15 protein-coding genes are annotated in these 18,281 nt (G+C 65.5%); 13 read left to right on the top strand and 2 right to left on the bottom strand.

All coding sequences use genetic code 11. From position 1 onward, the window contains the following. Nucleotides 1-3 precede the first annotated feature (3 nt). The 5 genes from LQK81_RS12150 (at nt 4) to LQK81_RS12130 (ending at nt 5,444) form a co-directional block, all read left to right on the top strand. Entirely contained in the window at nt 4-999 is a 996-nt protein-coding gene (locus LQK81_RS12150) for a DUF58 domain-containing protein (protein ID WP_230806569.1), read from the top strand. After that, nucleotides 1,000-1,530: a DUF4381 domain-containing protein gene (locus tag LQK81_RS12145; protein ID WP_230806568.1), complete on the top strand. Its 531-nt coding sequence runs from the start codon at nt 1,000-1,002 to the stop codon at nt 1,528-1,530. Continuing rightward, nucleotides 1,517-2,521, top strand: a complete 1,005-nt coding sequence (locus LQK81_RS12140; RefSeq protein ID WP_230806567.1) for a vWA domain-containing protein — start codon at nt 1,517-1,519, stop codon at nt 2,519-2,521. The genes LQK81_RS12145 and LQK81_RS12140 overlap by 14 nt, the downstream gene beginning before the upstream one ends. Next, a complete protein-coding gene (locus LQK81_RS12135) occupies nt 2,518-4,080 on the top strand; it encodes a VWA domain-containing protein (RefSeq protein WP_230806566.1) in 1,563 nt (520 codons plus the stop codon). The genes LQK81_RS12140 and LQK81_RS12135 overlap by 4 nt, the downstream gene beginning before the upstream one ends. A gap of 62 nt (nt 4,081-4,142) precedes the next feature. Continuing rightward, nucleotides 4,143-5,444 carry a BatD family protein gene (locus LQK81_RS12130; RefSeq protein WP_230806565.1) on the top strand — a complete coding sequence of 434 codons (1,302 nt, stop codon included), beginning with the start codon at nt 4,143-4,145 and terminating at the stop codon, nt 5,442-5,444. 158 nt (nt 5,445-5,602) lie between these two features. On the opposite strand, the gene LQK81_RS12125 is transcribed toward LQK81_RS12130, so the two are convergent. Beyond that, nucleotides 5,603-7,285 (bottom strand): arylsulfatase, encoded by a 1,683-nt coding sequence (locus LQK81_RS12125; RefSeq protein ID WP_230806564.1) that lies wholly within the window; start codon nt 7,283-7,285, stop codon nt 5,603-5,605. 417 nt (nt 7,286-7,702) lie between these two features. Between LQK81_RS12125 and LQK81_RS12120 the strand changes: the two genes are divergently transcribed. Together LQK81_RS12120 and LQK81_RS12115 are read left to right on the top strand one after the other, a co-directional pair. Beyond that, nucleotides 7,703-8,692, top strand: a complete 990-nt coding sequence (locus LQK81_RS12120) for a TAXI family TRAP transporter solute-binding subunit (RefSeq protein ID WP_230806563.1) — start codon at nt 7,703-7,705, stop codon at nt 8,690-8,692. An 84-nt stretch (nt 8,693-8,776) separates the two neighbouring features. Further along, the gene (locus LQK81_RS12115; RefSeq protein WP_230806562.1) at nt 8,777-10,840 is read left to right on the top strand and encodes a TRAP transporter permease; all 2,064 of its coding nucleotides are present in this window, start codon (nt 8,777-8,779) and stop codon (nt 10,838-10,840) included. Nucleotides 10,841-10,909: 69 nt separating this feature from the next. On the opposite strand, the gene LQK81_RS12110 is transcribed toward LQK81_RS12115, so the two are convergent. Beyond that, the gene (locus tag LQK81_RS12110; RefSeq protein ID WP_330166548.1) at nt 10,910-11,962 is read right to left on the bottom strand and encodes a LacI family DNA-binding transcriptional regulator; all 1,053 of its coding nucleotides are present in this window, start codon (nt 11,960-11,962) and stop codon (nt 10,910-10,912) included. Nucleotides 11,963-12,098: 136 nt separating this feature from the next. On the opposite strand from LQK81_RS12110, the gene LQK81_RS12105 reads away from it, so the two are divergent. From LQK81_RS12105 to LQK81_RS12080, 6 genes are read left to right on the top strand one after another with little or no spacing between them, the layout of a single operon-like run. Continuing rightward, entirely contained in the window at nt 12,099-13,118 is a 1,020-nt protein-coding gene (locus LQK81_RS12105) for a TRAP transporter substrate-binding protein (RefSeq protein ID WP_230806560.1), read from the top strand. 28 nt (nt 13,119-13,146) lie between these two features. Then, nucleotides 13,147-13,674, top strand: coding sequence for a TRAP transporter small permease (locus LQK81_RS12100; RefSeq protein WP_230806559.1), 528 nt, complete (start codon nt 13,147-13,149; stop codon nt 13,672-13,674). Beyond that, the gene (locus tag LQK81_RS12095; RefSeq protein ID WP_230806558.1) at nt 13,671-14,948 is read left to right on the top strand and encodes a TRAP transporter large permease; all 1,278 of its coding nucleotides are present in this window, start codon (nt 13,671-13,673) and stop codon (nt 14,946-14,948) included. The genes LQK81_RS12100 and LQK81_RS12095 overlap by 4 nt, the downstream gene beginning before the upstream one ends. A 9-nt stretch (nt 14,949-14,957) precedes the next feature. Next, a complete protein-coding gene (locus tag LQK81_RS12090; protein ID WP_230806557.1) occupies nt 14,958-15,497 on the top strand; it encodes a VOC family protein in 540 nt (179 codons plus the stop codon). 2 nt (nt 15,498-15,499) lie between these two features. Continuing rightward, a complete protein-coding gene (locus tag LQK81_RS12085; protein WP_230806556.1) occupies nt 15,500-16,774 on the top strand; it encodes a ribulose-bisphosphate carboxylase large subunit family protein in 1,275 nt (424 codons plus the stop codon). 1 nt (nt 16,775) lies between these two features. After that, complete coding sequence (locus tag LQK81_RS12080) at nt 16,776-17,999, top strand: four-carbon acid sugar kinase family protein (RefSeq protein WP_230806555.1); 1,224 nt, start codon at nt 16,776-16,778, stop codon at nt 17,997-17,999. Nucleotides 18,000-18,281: the final 282 nt, after the last annotated feature.

The raw sequence follows: 18,281 nt of genomic DNA, 5'->3' as shown, positions 1-18,281 counted from the left end.
GCATTGGCATTTTCCCTGCCCGCCTTCGGAAGAACGAAAGGCATCGCGCGGCCGGCCGCGCATGGCACCGACGGCGTCTATGTCTCCGTCGACGACCTTGCGGCCCTGGAGCCGGTCGCCTGCGACCTGACGTTCCTGCGAAAGGCGCCGGTCCGCAGGTTGCTCGCCGGCCGCCACGAATCGCGCATGCGCGGTCGCGGCCTGAGCTTCGAGGAACTGCGCACCTACCAGCCCGGCGACGATATCCGCACGATCGACTGGCGCGTCACCGCCCGCACCGGGCAGCCCTTTGTGCGCGTCTACGACGAGGAGAAGGACCGTCCGGCGCTCGTCGTCGTCGACCAGCGGGTCAACATGTTCTTCGGCAGCAGGCGTTCGATGAAGTCGGTCGCGGCGGCCGAAGCCGCAGCGCTTTGCGCCTGGCGCGTCATGGCGCTCGGCGACCGCGTCGGCGGCGTCGTATTCGACGACGCGCAACAGGAAGCCGTGCGGCCGCATCGCAGCCGCGAGGCTGTCATCCGCTTTGCCGAGGCGATCTCGGTCAAGAACAAGGCGCTCAACGCCACCTCGGAGGCGAAACGGACGCCGGAACAACTCGATGCCGTTCTGACAAGAATTGCCGCCGTCGCCCGGCACGATCACCTGATCATCGTCGTCAGCGATTTCGACGGCCACGGGCCCGCGACGCGCGACCTCCTGCTGAAGATGTCGGTGGCCAACGATGTGATTGCCATCCTCGTCTACGATCCGTTTCTGCTGGAACTGCCCCGCACCGGCGAGATGGTGATCAGCGGCGGGGCGCTGCAGGCCGAATTGCAGTTCGGCCGCAGCAGCGTGCGCGATGCCGTGGACAGCTTCGCCCGCAACCGGGGCCGCGAACTGCTTTCCTGGCAGAAGGAAATGGGCCTGCCGATGTTGCCGCTCTCGGCGGCCGAAGAGGTCGCGCCGCAATTGCGCACGCTGCTCGGCCAGCTTGCCTGGCGGCAGAGGAGGCGCTGAATGGAGCCCGATGTCGCAAGCCCGCCGACCGATCCCATGCTGGCTGCGACCTTGCGGCAAATGGCCGACATCGCGCTCCCGCCCCCTGTCTCGATGATGCCGGCGACCTGGGGCTGGGCGGCGCTGGCCGCCGCCATCGCGCTCGCGCTTGCCTTTGTCCTCTGGCGCTGGTTGCGGCACCGCGCACAGAACCGCTACCGGCGCGAAGCGCTGGCGGAGCTTGCCCTGCTGGAGACAGGTATCGACCGGCCGGACGGCCGTATGCAGGCCCTTTTGAGCCTGCCGTCACTTGTGAAGCGGACGGCGCTCGCAGCCTGGCCACGCGAGACCGTCGCCGCTCTGAGCGGTCCCGACTGGTCGGATTTTCTCAAGGCCCATGCTGGAAAGGCGAGGATCGAAGACGACACCTATCGCTTCTTTGCCGAGACCGAGTACCGCCTGCCCGCGGCATCCCTTGCGGACGAGGCGGCTGCGAAACGCACGCTTTCCGCGGCGCGCCAATGGATCGAGGGGCACGATGTACACCCTTGACCATCCCTGGCTCCTGCTGCTGTTGCCGCTTCCGCTCCTCGTCTGGTGGCTGCTGCCGCCCTACCGCGAGCAGACGCCGGCGGTGCGCATTCCCTTCTTCGAGGACATCACGAAAGCGGCCGGCATCGGTGCAACCGAGGGCGCCGTCGTCCCCCGCGCCAACCTGCTGCAGAAGATCATCGGGCCGATCTGCTGGCTGCTAGTGCTCCTGGCGGTGGCACGACCGCAATATGTCGAGCCACCGCTCGAGAAGACCGAGCCGCAGCGCGACCTGATGCTGGCGCTCGACCTGTCGCAGTCGATGGACACCCGCGACTTCCGCACGCCGCAGGGCAACCTCGAAATGCGGGTCGATGCGGTGAAATCGGTCGTGGCCGACTTCATCGACCGCCGGCCGGGCGATCGCCTCGGCCTGATCGCCTTCGGCGATGCACCCTACCCGCTCGTTCCCTTCACCATGGACCACGGAACCGTGCGGACCATGCTCAACGACACGCTGCCCGGCATGGCCGGACCGCGAACGGCGATGGGCGATGCGATCGGCCTGTCCATCAAGCTGTTCCAGGAGAGCCCGGCGCCCGACAAGATCCTGATCGTGCTCACTGACGGCAACGACACCGCAAGCAAGATGCCGCCGGACAAGGCAGCCGGGATCGCAAGGGACAACCAGATCCGCATCCACACCATCGGCATCGGCGACCCGAATGCACAAGGCGAGGAGAAGCTCGACGCAGCCATGCTGGAAACGATCGCCACCACCACGGGCGGCCGTTACTTCTTCGGACAGGACCAGGCCGCACTGGCAAAGATCTATGCGCTGCTCGACGAGATCACGCCGGCAAACCAGAAAACGCTGAGCTGGCGGCCGCGCATCGAGCTGTTCCACTATCCGCTCGGCGCGGCCGTGTTGCTGGTGCTCGCCTATCATGTCGTGATGTGGCTGGTCTCCATCCATGCGTCCGGCAGGCGCGACAGGGAGGCGGGGGCATGATCTCCGAATTCCACTTCCTGCGCCCGTGGTGGCTGCTGGCGATCGCAGCCGCCTTGCTTCTCGTCTGGCTGCTCGGCCGGCAGTCGAACATGCGGGCGCGCTGGCAGAACCTGATCGCGCCGAACCTGCTCGACCACCTCCTGATCGAACGCGGGCGGTCGGGCGGGCTCCGCCCGGTCCACCTCATTGCCGGGCTGATCGCGCTTTCCGGGATCGCCGCTGCCGGCCCGACCTGGGAACGGGAACGCCCTCCCTTCGTCGAGGACACGGCACCGCTCGCGATCGCGATCGACCTCGGCCCCACGATGAATGCGACGGATATCACCCCGACCCGCCTCGAGCGGGCCAAACTCAAGGTGCAGGACATCATGGCCCGGCGCAAGGGCGCCCGCACCGCGCTGTTCGCCTATGCCGGCTCGGCCCATATGGTGCTGCCGCTCACCGACGACGCCGCGCTCGTCGCCACCTATCTCGCAGCCCTTTCGCCGGCGCTGATGCCGGTACCGGGCAAGGACACGGCCAAGGCGCTGGAGACGGTCGAGACAGCACTTGCCGACGAGACGGCGCCGGGAACGATCCTCTTTCTGACGGACGGTGTCGAGCGCGCTGCCTTTGCCGCCTTCTCGGACTACAAGGGCCGCAACGACCTGATGGTGCTCGGCATCGGCACGCCGGAAGGCGGGTCGGTCAGGACCGGGTCCGGCGAATACCTGACCGACAGCTCCGGTGCACGTGTGCAGGCGAGGCTCGACGTGGACGGCCTGAAGGCGCTGCAGTCCTCCTCATCGGCGCAGGTCGCGACCGTCACGCTCGACGACGGCGACGTCGACTGGATCGTCCGGCGCATCCAGACGTCGTTCACGCAGAAATCTGAAGAGGGGCTGACGCGCTGGCGCGATTTCGGCTGGTACCTGACCCTTCCGATCGCGATCCTCTGCACGCTGACCTTCCGCCGGGGAAGCAAGATCCACTGGCTGGGTGCCGCAGTGCTCGCGGTCGTTGTCGGCGGTCCGATCCGTGCCGAGGCGGCCGATCTCGGCAATCCGTGGCACACACCGGATCAGCAGGGTCAGCGCGCCTTCACACAGGGCGATTTTACGGCGGCGGCCGAGCACTTCTCCGATCCTGCCTGGCGCGGCGCCGCGCTCTATCGAACGGGCCGCTACCAGGACGCGATCGATGCCTTTGCCCGGTCCACCACGGCCGAGAGCTACTACAATCAGGCGAACGCCCTGATGCATCTCGACAAGCCGGAAGAGGCCATCACCGCCTATCAGCAGGCGCTGAAGCAGAAACCCGACTGGGCCGAGGCGAAGGCGAACCTCGAACTGGCACAACGGCGGAAAAAGGAAAACGACGAGAAGGAACAGGAGCAGCAGCAGGAACAGGCCGGTCTCGATCCCGACCAGATCCAGTTCGACGACAAGGGCAAGCGCGGCAAGGAGGGCCAGGTTCCGGCCGGCGCGCAGACCGCGGACATGTGGATGCGCAACATCCAGGTGTCGCCCGCCGATCTCCTGGCACGAAAATTCGCGATCGAAGCACGGGGGCACCAATGATGATCCGGCGAGCCATCCGATCGTTGTTCCCGGCCGTCGCCCTCCTGTGGTGGCTTCTGTCCGTGGCTTTCGCGCAAGGAGCCGACCCGCTGGCCCGGGCGGCGCTGCAATCGAAGGGGACGCTTTATGTCGGTCAGCAGATCCTCATCGACGTCGACGTCCTCGTGCCGAACTATTTCCTGCAGCCGCCGCAATTCCCGCCCGTCGATCTCTCCGGCGCGATCGTCACCTTGCAGGACGGGCCGGCGCTGAACCTCAACGAGACGATCGACGGCACCGCCTATTCCGGCATCCGTCGCACCTATGTCGTCACCCCGCAGCAGGCGGGAGACTTCGCCCTTCCGCTCGCCGAAATCACGTTCGGCTATGCGGCGGTGCCGGGGCATACGACGCAGGGCAAGGTAGCGTTGCCACCGCTGACCTTTGCCGTGCAGGCTGCCCCGGGGGCGGCGGCGGGAAGCAGCGGGGTCGTGGCTGCAAAGGTCGAGGTAACCCAGGATCTGGACCGCGACCCGACGACCCTGAAGGCCGGCGACACGCTGGTGCGCACGATCACGGTGCGGGCGGAGGGGATGCGGGCGATGATGATCCCCGAACCCGAACTTTCCGCCCCTGAAGGAGTGCGGCTTTATCGAAAGGACCCGGTCCTCTCCGACGAAGCCGACCGAACCGGCCAGCCGGTTGCCGGCGTGCGCAGGGACGAGGCAAGCTACCTGTTCGCGGATGCGGGTACCTATGTCCTGCCCGCCGTGACCGTCAATTGGTTCGATCCCGCGACGGCAAAATCCCAGTCCGCGACTGCGCCCGCCACCACCGTCACCGTGGCCGCGGCTCCATCGCCGCCATCGACTGCGATCGCCCCGCCGGGCGAACGGCAGGCCGCACCGTTCGACTGGCTCCTGGCAGCGGGGATGGCAGCGCTGGCGATGCTGGCCGGCCTTGCCATCGCTCTCCTCGCCTTGGCCCTGTCGCGGCTGCAGGTGTGGTACGGCAGGCGGCAATCGCAATATCGCCAGTCGGAGGCGGCGCATTTCCGGCGCGTCGAGGACGCTTGCCGGGACGGGGCGGCGGCGGAGATCGCGCGCGAACTCGACGCCTGGTCGCGCACGGCAGGCATCGCGCCTCTGCAGTCCTGGCTCGAGCGATACGCCGATGCATCGACGCAGGAGGCGTATCGCCGCCACCAGAGGGCTCTTTATGGATCAGCCGGAACGGATGAAAAGAGCCCGCCGCGCATGTTTCCGTCCGGGTTGCGGGCGGCGCGAAAGCTCTGGTTGGAAAAGGAAGGCGACCAACGCGCGACGCCGGCGACGTCCGCCCTGCCTCCGCTCAATCCCGCGATGGCAGGAACGGATATCGACTGACTGCGAAAGGCAGCCGGAGATGGCGGGGCCTTGCCCGCCATCTCGTTGATCGGCCAGAAGCGTGTCGCGATCCTTCGGATTCGCTCCGCACGCTTTAGGTCCATGTTTTCGCCCATGTCGTTGTCGCAAAACCGCTGCACGGTTCTACGCGACATGCTTTAGCGCGGCGCCAGGCGCTCCAGTTCGTTCAGCCTCTGCATCGCCGCCTGCTGCTGCAGCCAGCCATAGTTGATGCCGCTGGCGTTCAGCGTGCTGCCGGTCTGGTACGGATACTGGTTGAAGTCGGCGAAGAACTCTTTCATCTTTGCCTGGACCGGCACCAGCAGCCACATGTTCCGCGCGATGAAATCCATCGCATTGCCGCCTTCCTTGGCGCCCCTTTCATAAGGGTCCATGCGCAGGTTGGTGATATTGGCCCAGCTCGGCACCTCACGCGTGGCCGTGGCGATATTGCCTTCGCTGTTGACGGCAAAGCTCAGCTTCCAGTCGTTCCAGCGGATGGCGTTCAGGTTGCCGCCCTGGTCGAAGTAGTACATGGCGTCGCGCGGCGGCGTCTCGGCGGTGCCCTTCAGGAGCTCCGTCAGGTCGTAGCCGTCGAGGTGGACCTTGAAGCTCTTGTCGCCTGACTGGAAGCCCTGCGTCATCTGCTGCTTCAGGTCGGGAATGCCGGCGGCCGTGGCAAAGGTCGGCATCCAGTCCATCAGCGTGACGATCTCGTTGATCTGCGTGCCCGGCTTCACCACGCCCGGCCAGCGCACCATCATCGGGATGCGCATGCCGCCTTCCCAGGTCGTGCCCTTCTCGCCGTGGAACATGGTCATCGCCCCGTCCGGCCACAGCGCGATCTCCGCGCCGTTGTCGGTCGTGTAGAGCACGATCGTGTTCTCGGCGATGCCGAGGTCGTCGAGCTGCTGCAGCAACTGGCCGACATGGCCGTCGTGCTCGGCCATGCCGTCGGCATGGATGCCCTTGCCGGTCTTGCCAAGCGAATCCGGCTTCAGGTGGGTGAAGACATGCATGCGGGTGGAGTTGAACCAGACGAAGAACGGCTTGTCCGCCTTGGCCTGCCGGTCGATGAAGTCCTTGGCGGCAGCGAGGAACTCCTCGTCGACCGTCTCCATGCGCTTGGTGTTCAGCGCCCCGGTATCCTCGATCTTGCCGTCGGCGCTCGACTTGATGACGCCACGCGGCCCGAATTCCTTACGGAACTCCGGATCCTTCGGGTAGAAATAGCCTTCCGGCTCCTCCTCGGCGTTGAGATGGTAGAGGTTGCCGAAGAACTCGTCGAAACCGTGCTTGGTCGGCAGGTGCTCGTCGCGGTCGCCGAGATGGTTCTTGCCGAACTGGCCCGTCGCATAGCCCTTGGTCTTCATCACATCGGCGATCGTCGGCATCCAGTCCTGGATGCCGTGCGGATCGCCGGGCATGCCGATCGTCAGCAGGCCGGTGCGGAACGGCTCCTGCCCGAGAATGAAGGAGGCGCGCCCGGCCGTGCAGCTCTGCTGGCCGTAGCTGTCGGTGAAGATCGCCCCTTCGGCCGCGATGCGGTCGATGTTGGGCGTGCGATAGCCCATCAGCCCCATGGTATAGGCGCTGATCTGCGGAATGCCGATGTCGTCTCCGAAGATGACGAGGATGTTCGGCGGCTTGCCGGAAGGTGCTGCGGTCTGCTCCTGCCCCTGCGTCTGGGCCTGCGCCCTGTCGGCCGAAGCTGCAGATCCCACGATCCCCGCAGCCGCCAGCACCGTCCCCCCCAAAAGCAGGCTGCGGCGATCCACGCTTATCGGCAATGTGTCGGTGTCGATCTTGGTGTCCGGAACGTCGTTTCGAAAGATGCTCATCGTCTGCTCCTGCATGGCAATTGCAATTTTCGGATGCATGTAGATGAAGTTCGTCGGACTTCGGAACGCGCCGGCCGCCATTTGGGCCCCGGTCAAGTCCGCCTGAACATTCTGGCGGCCACGACGGCAACGTCAAGTAGAAGCTTGAAATTTAATCTTGGGCTAGGAGGGCTACGGAAAGCGGCCGCCCGTTGCCGCCAATTCGTACATTGCATCGCTCCCGCTTTCGGTGGTGTGTGTGAGCATGGTTTCATTTCCTCGGCCCCACTGCAGGCGAGCAGGCCAGCGGCGGAGAAACCTGCGGGTTACCGGGTCGGCCCGTATCCGTTTCATGGCAACGCCTCGGAAGATCGCGCCGGCAGGTTGACAATCTTTAACTCGCTGAACATGTTAGCAATCTTTTTGCGGGAGGTAATTATGAGCATTTCGATCACTCGTCGCGCCTTTTCCATCGGGGCCGCCGTCGCGGGATTTGCGGCAGCCGGGCTTACGCCGGCGCGTGCGCAGCAGGCATTCTTTCGTATCGGAACGGGCGGCACCTCGGGTACCTACTATCCCGTCGGCGGCCTGATCGCCAACGCGATCTCGGCAACGGGGCCGGCAGGCGTCGAAGGCCTCGTCTCCACCGCGGTGTCCTCGAACGGCTCGGTTGCCAATATCAGCGCCATCCAGTCGGGCGCTTCTGAATCCGGCTTCACGCAGTCCGACGTCGCCTACTGGGCCCATTCGGGAACGGGCCTTTACGAGGGCAAGCCCAAGGTCGAAGATCTGCGGCTGATCGCAACGCTCTATCCCGAGACCATCCATCTCGTCGCCCGCGCCGATGCAGGTATCAAGTCGGTTGCAGACCTGAAGGGCAAGCGTGTCTCCCTCGACGAGCCCGGATCCGGCACGATCGTCGATGCGCGGCTCGTGCTCGGGGCCTACGGGCTGACGGAAAAGGATATCGAACCGGAATATCTCAAGCCCGGCCCGTCCGGCGAGCGCCTGCAGGACGGCGCGCTCGACGCCTATTTCTTCGTCGGCGGCTATCCGACCGGCGCCATCGTGGAGCTTGCCAGCACCAACAACATTACGCTCGTGCCGATTTCCGGCCCGGAAGCCGACAAGCTCCTGTCCGAGCAGAAGTTCTTTTCCACCGACACGGTCCCGGACGGCACCTACAAGAACGTCGGCGAGACCAAGACCATCTCCGTCGCCGCCCAGTGGGTGACCAGCGCCAAGCAGTCCGACGATCTCGTCTACAACATCGTCAAATCGCTCTACAGCGACGAGACCCAGAAAGCGCTGCAGGCCGGCCACGCCAAGGGCAAGCTCATCACGCTCGAAAACGCGGTTACCAGCGCCGGCATCCCGTTCCATCCGGGCGCGGAGAAGTTCTACAAGGAAGTCGGCGCCCTGAAATAGCCCCCTGAAACAGGCTGACAACGATGGGGCGGAAGGCTGGTCTTCCGCCCCCTTTTGTCTGAAGGGTCAAGAAAGGAACCGGGCATGAGCGACGGCGACAGCGACAAGATCAAACTTTCCGGCATGGAATTCGACGAGGAGAAGGCGCGGGAGCTGGAGGAGAAGTTCGATTCCGAAATCCGCTTCCGGCCGCTGACGCCTGCTGCCGGCTGGCTGGTCGGCTTCCTGCTGGTCGCGCTGTCGCTGTTTCACTACTACACCGCCGGCTTCGGTCTCTTGCAGGAGATGATGCACCGGGGCATCCACCTGTCGATGGTGCTGGGACTGGTCTTTCTCGTCTTTCCCCTGGTGAAGACGGGCTATGACGTGCCCGCGCGGTCCAGCCTGCTGCGTCCGCTCGGCATATCGATCCTCGACTGGCTGCTGGCGATCGCCGCCGTCGTGGCCGTCATGCATGTGCCGTTGATCCCGCTGGACGACCTTGCCTTCCGCGTCGGCAATCCGACGCGGCTGGACGTGATCCTCGGCCTGGTCCTGATCGTGCTCCTGCTCGAGGCGACGCGGCGCTCCGTCGGCATTCCGCTTCCCATCATCGCCGTGATCTTCATGGCCTATGCCCTGTTCGGCCCCTACATGCCGAGCATCCTCGTCCATCCCGGCGCGTCCGTCTCCCAGCTCGTGGACCATCTCTACCTGACGACGCAGGGCATCTACGGCATCGCCCTCGGCGTCGTCGCCACCTACGTCTTCCACTTCGTCCTGTTCGGCGTGTTCGCCACCCGCATCGGCCTCGGCCAGCTCTTCCTCGATTGCGCGGCATGGGTCGCCGGCCGCTATGCGGGCGGCCCGGCCAAGGTGTCGATCTTCGGTTCGGCGCTGTTCGGCATGATCTCCGGTTCGTCGGTCGCCAACACCGTCACGGTCGGTTCCCTGACCATCCCGGCGATGATCCGGCTCGGCTACAAGAAGCATTTCGCCGCGGCGGTGGAGGCGGCCTCCTCCACGGGCGGACAGGTGACGCCGCCGATCATGGGCGCGGCCGCCTTCCTGATGATCGAGTTCCTGGAACTGCCCTATACGACCATCATCCTGGCGGCCATCGTGCCGGCCTTCATGCATTTCTTCGGCGTGTTCATGCAGGTGCATTTCGAGGCCAAGCGCACCGGCCTCAGGGGCCTGCGGTCGGACGAGATGCCGGACGTGGTCGAGGCGCTGAAGCGGGATTGGCCGACGATCATTCCGCTCGTCGTTCTCATCGCCGTCCTGCTCTCGGGCTATACACCTTATCTCGCCGCCTTCTGGGGCATCACCCTGTGCGTCGTCGTGGGCCTGCTCAATCCGCGGCGGCGCATGTCCGTCGCCGAGATCGTGGTCTGCCTGCGCGACGGGGCCAAATATGCGCTTGCCGTGGGCGCGGCCGCCGCCACCGTCGGCATCGTCGTCGGCATCGTGACGCTGACGGGCGTCGGCTTCAAGCTGTCCTATATCGTCACCTCGACGGCGGGGCAGCTTTCGGCGCTGTTCAGCACCTTCGTTCCCGAGATGATCTTCTCGACCCAGGGCCTGACGCTGCTGTTCACCCTGCTGATGACCGGCGTGGTGTGCATCCTCATGGGCTGCGGCATTCCGACGACCGCCAACTACATCATCATGGTGACCATCGCAGCGCCGGCGCTGGTCATGCTCGGGGTCGAGCCGATCGTCGCCCACTTCTTCGTCTTCTACTATGGGCTTTTGGCGGACATCACGCCGCCGGTGGCGCTCGCCGCCTATGCCGCGGCGGGCATGGCCGGATCGGACCCGTTCAAGACCGGCAACACGGCCTTCCGGCTTGGTCTCGGCAAGGCACTGGTGCCCTTCGTCTTCGTCTTCTCCCCGTCCCTGCTTCTGGTGACGAAGGACTTCAACTGGCCGGACTTCTTCGTGGCGTTCCTCGGCTGCATCATAGGCATCACCTGCCTTGGCGCCGCGCTGTCGCGCTACCTGCTGGTGCGCACGCGCCCGTGGGAGAACGTGCTGCTGCTGCTGGCCGCACTGTTGCTCGTCGCGCCCGAACTCTATTCCTCACTGCTCGGCCTTGCCCTCATCGTCCCCGTCCTGCTGCGCCATTGGCAGGCGCGGCATTCCGACGAAGCGCATCCCGCCTGAGCCACGGTGTCGCCACAGAAGCCGGCGTCGGTGACGGCGTCGGCAAAAGATACGGCAACCGGCGTCAGGCTACTTTGCCAGCAAGGGTATGTTCTCGCGGAAGATGATCTCCATGCTCAGCGGAGGGCATGCAAGGCCGGTCGCGGTCATCGGCGGAAAAACCGCAAACTGTTCGAGCGCCCGGGCAATCAGTTGATCCGGATCGGAATTGATGACGGCGTCCATCGTCCCCTCGATCAGGAAGCGGCGCGTGTCGGCGGTCAATCCATGTCCGATGAAGACAACGCCCTCGCCCTTGCCGCGTTCGCGCAGGGCACGCGCAATCCCGTCCGAGGAGCCACCGACATTGTAGATGCCGACGAGATCGGGGTTCTGATCGATCAGCGACAAGGTGTGCCGATAGTTCTCGTTGCGGTCGTCGTGGCCTTCGCGCATCCCCACCACGCGCAAGCGGGGATAGGTCTCTTCCAGAAGGCCGAGAAAACCGAGCTCGCGTTCGGAGTGGGTGCGATATGTGCGGCTGCCGGCGACAAGCGCCACGCTGCCCTCGCGCGCGCCGCAGAAGCGGCCGAGCAGATAGGCCGCCGTGCGGCCGGCCGCATGGTTGTCCAGCCCGACATAGGCCTCGCGGGCCGGATGGATCATGTCCGAGACGATGGTGACCAGGCGGGTTCCCGCCGCGCTGACCTCCTCGGCCGCCTCGCGCACCAGCGGATGGTCGATCGCCATGAAGGCGATGCCGTCGGCCCATTTGGAATGGAGGCGCAGCGCCGCCGCAATCGCCGCGGCATTGAAGCTCTCGATGAAGAAGCAGCGCACCGGGCTGGCGTCGCGGCGGCCGGTCTCCGCCACGCCCCGGACTTTCTCCCCCAGGAGCTTGAGATAGGGATTGCCGCCCATCGGCAGCAGGAACGCGATCTGGGCGGGGCGCGGGGCGGACAGCAGGTCCCTCTGCTCTTCGCTGAGATAGCCGAGTTTCACCGCCGCGGTCAGAACACGTTCCACCGTGCGCGCCGTCACACCCTTGCGGCGGTTCATGACGCGGTCGACTGTCGCCAACGAAACCCGCGCGGCGGCCGCGACATCGTTCAGGGACGGATTTCCCGGCTTAACCAGATTCACCTCAAATAACCTCAATTTTTGCTGTTTGACCTGAGGCTTTCCGTTTCTTACCGTAATGTCAAGAGGAGCGAATTATCACCACGTCTGCGCAAGCATTCGGGAGATGATCACATCAATTTCACTCAGGGAGGATCTCATGAACCGCAAGTCATTCGAATTTTCACGCCGCGGCGTGATGGGTCTCGGCCTTGGCGCCGGCGCGGCGCTGTTTGCGCCGGCGATCGTGCGCGCAGAACAGGTTTCGCTGCGCTACGGCCATAACAACGAGCCGGCGAGCGTCGCCGGCGCGCAAGCGGACTGGTTCGCGGAGGCGGTCGGCAAGCATTCGAATGGCGACATCAAGGTCGAGGTCTTCCCGTCCTCACAACTCGGCAAGCTCCAGGAACTGGCGGAGGCGGTTTCGCTCGGCACCATAGCCTTCTCGCACAACACCGCCGGCGGCATCGGCTCGCTCTACGAGCCTTTCGCCGCGCTGGACACACCCTACCTCTATCGCGACATCGACCACCTGATGAAGGTGATGGACATCAATTCGCCGGTCATGCAGGAGCTCAACCAGGGCCTGATCCAGGCCGCGAACTGCCGCGTCATCTACGCTCACTATTTCGGCCGCCGCAACCTGACCTGCAACAAGGAGGTCAAGACGCCCGCCGACCTCGCGGGCATGAAGATCCGCGCCGTACCGTTCCCGATCTACCAGGCCGCCGTCGAGGGGATGGGCGCCGCACCCGTTCCGGTCGATTGGTCGGAGGTGCCGACCGCGCTTGCCACCGGCGTCGTCAACGGCCAGGAAAACCCGGTCAACGTCATCCTCAACGTCAAGCTCTACGAAGTGCAGTCGCATCTCATGCTGACGGGCCACATGTCGAACGCCGAGGTGGTCGTGATGAACGAGGACGCCTGGCAGGGCCTGTCGGACGCCCAGAAGGAAGCCGTCGCGAAGGCCTCCCTCGAGATCCGCGACCGCGCCACCAAGGCGATCGAGGACAATGAGGACAAGGATACCCAGGCGCTGCGCGACAAGGGCATGAAGGTCATCGGCCCGGCCGAAGGTCTCGATATCGACGCCTTCAGTGCCTCGGTCGGCAAGGTCGTCGAGGAGCGCTTTGGCGAGAAGTTCGGCGCGCTCTACGAGAAGATCAAGGCGATAGCCTGATCTTCAGCCGGTCGGAGAGGACAATCAGATGGTGAACGAAACGGCACGGGTGCCGGGCGGCAGGATACTGGCGACAATGTCCAGGGCCTGCCTCAATCTCGGCATCCTCCTGCTCGCCCTGATGAGCATACTCATCGTCGCGCAGGTCCTGGGCCGAAACCTCTTCGATCTCGGCATGCCCTGGGCGGACGAGCTTTCGCGCTTCTGCGGCGTGGCGCTCGTCTTCCTCGGCGTGCCGCTGCTGGCCCTGCGCGGCAGCCATGTCGCCGTCGACATGGTCCCGGCGATGCTGCCGCCGGCCGGCCGGCATGTCTGCGCCCTGATCGTCGAGATCATGGTCCTGGCCTTCGGCGCGGTCGGCGTGTGGTCGATCTACGCCTTCCTGTCGCGCGCCTGGAAGTTCGCCACCCCCACCCTCGGTATTCCGAACTGGGTCTACTATGCGCCGGCAGCCGTCGCGCTGACGCTGCTCACGATCATCACCGTCGCCCGGATCGCAGCCCTGCTGCGCGGCGCCGACCTCTCCCACGACGAGCCCGGGGTCCCGCCGTCATGAGCCTGCTCCTTATCGCCCTTTTCGCCGCCGCCCTTCTCGCGGGCGCGCCGATCGCGGTCGCACTCGGCCTGTCGTCGGCGGTCACGATCCTGGCCTACGGCCTGCCGATCCACGTGCTGGCGCAACGCGGCGTCAACGCACTGGATTCGACGCCGCTGCTGGCTGTGCCGCTGTTCATCCTGGCCGCCAGCCTGTTGAGCTCGATCGGCGTCACACAGCACATCTTCGACCTGATCCGCATGCTGGTCGGGCGCATCCGCGGCTCCTTCGCCCAGGTGTCGATCCTTGTCAGCCTGATCTTCTCCGGTGTTTCCGGCGCGGCGCTGGCCGATATCGGCGCACTGGGCAGGATCCAGATCGACGAGATGGTCAGGCAGGGCTACAAGAAGAACTTCGCGGCGGGCCTGACGATCGCCGCGGCGACGATCGGTCCGATCTTTCCGCCGTCCATCCCCATCATCATCTATGCCAGCGTCACCAACGTATCTGCGGTTCAGCTGCTCGTCGCCGGCATCGTGCCCGCGATCCTGATCACGCTGTTCCTCATGCTGCAGGTCGCCGTGATGGCGCGTCTTTATGACCTGCCCCGCGATACCGTGAAGCCGACGGTGCGCGAGGTTGCCGCAAAGGCCGTGATTTCCTTCCCCGCGCTGCTGGCCCCGCTCATCCTGATCGGCGGCCTGCTCAGCGGCTATTTCGGTCCGACGGAGGTTGCCGGCGTGACGGTTGCCTATGCCCTGCTGATCGGCGCCTTCATCTACCGCTCGCTCACGCTGAAAGCGGTCATGGATGGCCTGCGGGAGACCGTCGAGGCGACCGCCAGCATCCTGTTCATCGTCTCGACGGCTGCGGTGTTCGCCTGGGTGCTGACCCTCGACCAGGTGCCCGCCAAGGCCGGCGCCCTGCTGCTCGGCCTTTCCGACAACCCCTTCGTGCTGCTGTTGCTGGTCAATCTGCTGTTGCTGATCGTCGGAATGTTCCTCGAGTCGATCGCTGCGATCCTGATCATCGCGCCGATCGTCGCCCCCGCTCTGCATGCGGCCGGCGTCGATCCGCTCCAACTCGGCATCGTCTTCGTGCTCAACCTGATGATCGGCCTGCTGACGCCGCCGGTGGGCATGAGCCTCTACATGGTGTCGATCATCGCCAAGATGCCGGTTCATTCGGTCGTACGCGGCGTATTGCCTTTCTTCATTCCCCTGATCCTGTCGCTGCTGGTGGTTACCATGGTGCCCGCCGTATCGACCTGGCTGCCGCACCTCATTTCTCAATAGGACAAATCCATGAGCAAGTTTCTCGGGCCAATCCGCCAGCTCGGCTATGTCGTCGACGACATCGAAGCGGCGATGAAGCACTGGTACGACGTGATGGGCGTCGGCCCCTGGTACTACAATCCGCGCGTGCCGATCGAGGATTACCGCTATGACGGCAAATCCTATGACGTGCACAATTCGGTGGCGCTGGCCAATAGCGGCTACGTCCAGGTCGAGCTGATCCAGTGCCGCAACGATGCACCGTCGATGTATCGCGACTTCAGGCAGGCGGGCCATCGCGGGCTTCAGCATGTCGCCTACTGGACGCAGCAATACGACGCAGACCTCGCGGCGATGGAAGCCGAGGGCTTCAAGGTCAAGATGAGCGGCAAGGTCGGGGAGAACGGCCGTTTCTGCTATTTCGATCGCGAGGCCCATCCGGGTACGGTGATCGAACTTTCCGAGGTCATGGGGCCGAAGGGCCGCATGTTCGATCTCATCCGCGCGGCATCGGAAGGTTGGGACGGCAACGACCCCGTCAGGCCCTTCCCCGACCTGTCGGTGATCTGACCATGGCCGCCGAACGCATAGAGGCGTCCTACCTGATCGAGACGCCGCTCGATCCGCGCAAGATCGCCGACATCATGGCCGGCGAACAGTCGAGCGGCACCTTCGTGCGCGTCGCCAACGAGACCGACGAATTGCGTGAGCGCGCCGCCGCAGAAGTCCTTTCCGTCGAGGAACTGGAGCCCGCCGGAGCGCCCAGCCTCGCAAGCGCCTATCTGGAGCGCAAGGCCATCGGCGGGCCCTGGCGGCGCGCGCATGTGCGTGTCGCCTTCCCCGTGGCGAATATCGGCGCCAACCTGCCGACGCTCGCGGCGACCGCTTCCGGCAACCTCTACGATCTCGGCGAGGTCACCGGCCTGAAGCTGGTCGACGTCGCGCTGCCGCAGGCCTATCGCAACCGCTTCGAACAGCCCGCCATGGGCGTTGCCGGGACGCGCAGCGCAACCGATGTCCATAACCGGCCGCTGTTCGGCACGATCATCAAGCCCAATGTCGGCATGCGCCCGCATGAGATCGCGGATATCGTTGAGCTTCTGTGCGAGGCGGGCATCGACTTCATCAAGGACGACGAGGTCTGCGCCAATCCAGACCATGCCCCGATTGCCGAGCGCGTGCCGGCCGTGATGGCGAAGGTCCGGGCGCACCGGGACAGGACCGGCAAGCATGTGATGGTCGCCTTCAACATCACCGACGAGACCGACGCCATGCGCCGCCATGCCGAGCTGGTCGAGCGCGAAGGCGGTTCCTGCGTCATGGCGAGCCTCAACTGGTGCGGCCTGTCCGGGGTGCAGACCTTGCGCCGCGCGACAGGGCTGGCCGTCCACGGCCATCGCAACGGCTACGGAGCCCTCTCCCGCCACCCGGCGCTCGGCATCGGCTTTGACGCCTATCAGGCGCTGTATCGGCTCGCCGGCGTCGACCACATGCATGTCCACGGCATCGGCGGAAAATTCTCCGACGCAGCCGACGAGGTGAAAGCCGCCGCGCGGCGCTGCCTTCGGCCGCTCGCGGCGGATGCTGCGGATGACGGCGACATCGTCATGCCGGCGTTTTCATCGGGCCAGTGGGCCGGCACCCTGCCGGTGACGCTCGACGCGGCGGGCTCTGCCGATTTCATGTTCATGGCGGGCGGCGGCATCCTCGCCCATCCCGGCGGCGCGGCGGCCGGCATCCGCAGCCTGCGCCAGGCCTGGGAGGCCCTCTGCCTCGGCCAACCCCTGGAAAGCGCCGCATCCTCGCAGAGCGAACTTGCGGCGGCGCTACGGTTCTTCGGTTCCTAGAATGACCCGGATCATGTTCATCGGCGACGATTTCACGGGTGCGTCGGACACGCTGGCGACGCTTTCCGAGCGCGGCGCCAGGGCACGCCTTTTTCTCGATCCGCCAAAGGTCGAGGAAACCGCAAGCCTCGACGCCGTGGGCATAGCCACGGATTTCAGGGCCCGGCCGTCCGAGGACATCGCCGCGCGGCTGGGCGCCCTTGCGCCTGCTCTCCGCGCGCTGTCACCACAATTCGTCCATTACAAGGTCTGCTCCACCTTCGATTCGTCACCGCAGATCGGCAGCATCGGCGCCGCCGTAAAGACGCTCGAAGCGGTGCTCGCGCCGTCCCGAACGATCGTGGTCGGCGGCCAGCCGAGCCTCGGACGCTACTGCCTCTTCGGAACGCTGTTCGCCCGCGCGCCGGACGGCGAGATATACCGGATCGATCGGCACCCCGTCATGAGCCGCCACCCCGTCACGCCTATGGACGAGGCCGATCTGCGGGTTCACCTGGCAAGGCAGGGCCTCGAAGGCCTTTCCCTGACGGACCGCAAAACGCTGGAGGCCGCCCTGAAGACGGACCGGACCCTGGTCGACGCGATCGAACAGCCGGACATCGACCGCCTGGGCAGGCGGCTTGCGGAAATCGACGACCGGGAGGCTCCCCTGCTCCTTGTCGGCGCCAGCAGCGTGGCCGAAGCGCTCGTTCCCGCGGTACCGCCGGCTGAGCCGGACACGGTGCCGGTCGCATGGGAACCTGGCCCGATCCTCGCCGTCGCCGGCAGCCGGTCATCGGCGACGGCTGCTCAGGTGGCGGCCGCCGACAGCTATGAACGTTTCGCGCTCCAGCGCGACGACCTCGGCCATCCCGAAGATCTTGCAGGCCGATGCGCCAGCCGGATCGAGGCCGGTGCGAATGTGATGGTCCATCTGCAGCCGGATCTGGACTATGGCGCGCCGCCGGCCGCGCTGTCCGATCGGCTGGCGTACCTCACCGGGGCGATCCTGAGCCGATGCCGTGTCGCGGGCATCGCTGTGGCCGGCGGCGATACCTCCAGCGTGCTCGTGAACCAGCTCGGATTCCGTAGCCTATCATTCATCGAACGTGCCGGCCCGGGCGTCGCCATCTGCCGGGGCCAAGCGGCCGGAAGCCCACTCGACGGAACCGTCCTCCTGCTGAAAGGCGGACAGGTCGGCGCGGCCGACCTGTTCGAACGCTTCGCGGCGCGGTTCCCACGGTAGCTCCCGTCTCCGAGAGGCCTCCGCAGCTTCGACGGCCCTAACAATGGCGACCATCGGCGTTACCCAAGCTGGATCCCTGCCGCATCCCGAAATCGGCCCGACCAGGACCGCATGCCACGAACAGCGCGACTGTGGACCCGATGGCGGCAACGCAGCCGTATTCGCCGCGAAAATAGCTACGGAAAATCGGGCCGCTTGAGGCCAGATGGAGTACCATAGACACTCCCGGAGGCTGGAGGGAACCAGGGGCCCAGGTCACTATCTCGCGCGGATTGAGACCGG

Origin of the sequence: Rhizobium sp. GN54, assembly GCF_021026345.1 — a bacterium.
Classification (GTDB): Bacteria; Pseudomonadota; Alphaproteobacteria; order Rhizobiales; family Rhizobiaceae; genus Mycoplana.
The sequence above is the reverse complement of the archived record's forward strand: the minus strand, read 5'-3'. Positions and strand labels throughout refer to the sequence as shown.